Origin of the sequence: Reyranella sp. (assembly GCF_052439685.1) — a bacterium.
Taxonomy (GTDB): Bacteria; Pseudomonadota; Alphaproteobacteria; order Reyranellales; family Reyranellaceae; genus Reyranella.
Window position 1 is genome coordinate 296 of the sequence record NZ_JBQVQG010000066.1, and the last position, 2756, is coordinate 3051.

Here is a 2756-nt window from a genome sequence, read left to right on the forward strand (position 1 = left end):
GAACGAGACGCTGTTCTGCACGCTCGCCCAGGCGCGGATCGAACTCGAGGAATGGCGGCGCGACTACAACACCGAACGGCCCCACAGTGCGCTCGGCAATCTGACGCCGATCGCCTACGCGGCTCGCAACGCCTCTGTTCCGCAACAGGCCGGGGCGCTGCGCTTACCTGAGGGCTTCGCGCCCCGGCCTGTTGCAACACCGGACCTCACAGGTCCAAATGACGAACGGATTCTACTCCCGACTGGATGAAAGTTGGGGCTCAGGTCAATGCGGCGTCCGAGGGCCGCCGTGCTTCACGCTTCGTTGCCGCTGATCTCGGGCGATCGCATGCTGCGCTGACGCCGTTTGCTTTGTTTCAGCCGGTAGCTGTCGCCGTTCATCTCCAGGATGTGGACGTGATGGGTCAGCCGGTCGAGCAGCGCGCCGGTCAGCCGCTCGGAGGCGAACACGCTGGTCCACTCGTCGAATGGCAGGTTGGAGGTGACGATGGTCGAGCCCCGCTCGTAGCGCTGGCTGAACACCTCGAACAGCAGCTCGGCATCGGTCTGCGACAGCGGCACGTAGCCGAGTTCGTCGATCACCAGGAGCTTGTAGGCGGCAAGCTGGCGCTGCAGCCTCAGCAGCCGCTTGTCGTCGCGGGCCTCCAGCAACTCGTTGACCAGGGCGGCGGCCGTGGTGAAGCCGACCGACAGGCCCTTCTGGCAGGCGTCAGCCCGAGGTCGAGCGCCACGTGGCTCTTGCCGGTGCTGCTGTTGCCGACCGCGATCACGTTCTCCCGGCGGAGCACGTACTCGCAGCGGGCCAGTTCGAGCACCAATGCCTTGTTGAGCGATGGCAGCGCCAGGAAGTCGAAGCTGTCGAGGCTTTTGACTGCCGGGAACCTCGCTTCCATGATCCGCCGCTCGACCATCCGCCGTTCGCGCTCGATCTGCTCGAGTTCGGTCAGGCGCAACAGGTAGCCGGTATGCTCGACGCCCTCGGTGGCGCACTGCCGAGCGAGGTTTTCGATGGGGCCGGAACAGGCGTCACCGTGGTCGGCCTCGGCTTTGTCGAGGGCAGGTGCCTGCCGAGGGGGTGATTTTGCCGGATTAACGTGAACTTGGGCAATGCGCCGGGCATGCGCCGTGGCTCGGGCGAGAAGCCGGGCAGTGGGAACGACGGGAAGAAGATCGGCGGGACGGTCAGCATGGCCATGGTCCTCGTGGCCGGGCCGGAGACAGTCGGCACAACAGTCTGAGGTGGCCGGTTTGGCAGTGCGGGCAAAGGCGCGGTTCGAGTGACGTGTCGAGATCGGGGAGATACCTCTGGTCGGGTGGATCGGCGTGGGCGCCTGGCGTTGCGGCCGGTTGCTGGAGGAGGAGAAGGTTCCTCAGGTTGCTTACGTGGTCACGGCGGGAGGGGTGCCACAGGCCATAGTAGCGGACCTTGTGGAAGCCGGTCGGCAGGACGTGCTGGAGAAAGCGGCGAATGAACTCGTGGCCTGGCACGGTTTCGGTGCGCTGGCGATCGGCGGCGCGGTCGTTGTAGCGGAAGGTCACGGTGTCCGGGTTGACGGCCAGGATGCGGCGGTCGGTGATGGCGATGCGGAAGACGTAGCGGGCAAGATATTCGAGCACGGCCTGCTCGCCGTCGCGCCACGGCGAGATGTGGACGACCCAGGGAATTTGCCAGACGTGGCGCGGCACGTCGACGTGCGGGCAAAGCCCGGTGAAGGCGTCGCGGAAGCGGGCGCGGACGATGGTGGCGGGCGCCGATCTGGGGAACAGGAATGTCTTGCCGGCGGGATGCCAGAGGGCACCATCGTCGGACAGGCCGCCGCCGGTGACCAGGCAGTGGACGTGGGGATGGTGGATCAGCCGTTGCGTCCAGCTGTGCACCGGCTTACGAGTACGCCGGGCGTGCCGCCGAGCCAGCGCGGATCGCGCGCCAGATCGACGATCGCGCCGGCCGCGGCCTTCATGAGGGCACCGTAGCCGTCGATCTGATGGCGCCGCAGGACGGCGCGCAGCTCCTCGGGCACGGTGACGGTGACGGTGACGTGGAAGTACGGCACCGGCAACATCTCGGCCCGACGCCGGTCGAGCCAGGCCCGGGTCTGTGCGCCGTGGCACGTCGGACAGGCGCGGTTGCGGCAGGAATGCAAGACGTGCAGCAACGCGCCCCAGTCGGGGCAGCCCCATTGCTGTCCCCCGAGCGTCTCGGTCCGGCAGGCGAGGATGTCGGCGATGGCGCGGCAATGGGAGGGCAGCATCGCCGCGTCATGAGCCTTCAGATAGCGGCCGGCGAACTGGCGGAAATCGTCCGCCACCCCGGACATCGCTCAGACGCCGCTCATCACCCTGTCAAGCAGAGTGCACAGCGACGCCCGCGCCGGTTCGGTCAAGTGCGTATAGATCGTCGTGGTGGCGATATTCTCGTGGCCGAGCAGCACCTGGACGACGCGGGTGTCGACCTTCGCCTCGAGCAGCCGGGTCGCATAGGCCCTTCGGCTCCGCTCAGGGCAGGCATGACGCAAGGTGTGGGGCGTCGCCCGCCGACCGCCGGGAAGCTGGGCCGCCGCGACGGCAGCGGCGAAGCTCCGGCTCAGGACATTGGCGGCGACCGGACCGCTGCCCCGGCTATTGGGGAACAGCCATCGCCGGTCACGGTGCCTGGCCATCCGCCACATCCGGCGAAGGTGACCTGCCCGCGGGTTTTCGGACCAACGATTAGTTGAGAGACTGGCCTCCGAGAGGAGGCAGGAGATGAAGAAGTC

4 protein-coding genes and 1 pseudogene are annotated in these 2756 nt (G+C 67.3%); 1 reads left to right on the forward strand and 4 read right to left on the reverse strand.

Annotated elements, in window-relative coordinates; all coding sequences use genetic code 11:
* A partial coding sequence (locus tag ACT6UX_RS30270; protein ID WP_444778845.1) for an integrase core domain-containing protein occupies positions 1-250 on the forward strand: 250 nt, incomplete at its 5' end.
* A 44-nt stretch (positions 251-294) separates the two neighbouring features.
* Here the strand turns inward: ACT6UX_RS30270 and istB are convergent.
* The 4 genes and pseudogenes from istB to ACT6UX_RS30290 all read right to left on the reverse strand — a co-directional run.
* Positions 295-1007 (reverse strand): annotated as a pseudogene (gene istB / locus ACT6UX_RS30275) (IS21-like element helper ATPase IstB); the annotation flags it as partial.
* A 175-nt stretch (positions 1008-1182) separates the two neighbouring features.
* Positions 1183-1878, reverse strand: coding sequence for an IS91 family transposase (locus ACT6UX_RS30280; protein WP_444778846.1), 696 nt, complete (start codon positions 1876-1878; stop codon positions 1183-1185).
* Entirely contained in the window at positions 1854-2309 is a 456-nt protein-coding gene (locus ACT6UX_RS30285; protein WP_444778847.1) for an IS91 family transposase, read from the reverse strand. Before ACT6UX_RS30285 ends, ACT6UX_RS30280 begins: the two co-directional genes overlap by 25 nt.
* A gap of 12 nt (positions 2310-2321) precedes the next feature.
* Entirely contained in the window at positions 2322-2660 is a 339-nt protein-coding gene (locus ACT6UX_RS30290; RefSeq protein ID WP_444778848.1) for a tyrosine-type recombinase/integrase, read from the reverse strand.
* Between the last annotated feature and the right edge of the window lie 96 nt (positions 2661-2756).

Excerpts from the sequence above, each read along its gene's own strand:
- ACT6UX_RS30290 (WP_444778848.1), bottom strand. The coding sequence starts at position 2,660 with ATGGCCAGGCACCGTGACCGGCGATGGCTGTTCCCCAATAGCCGGGGC.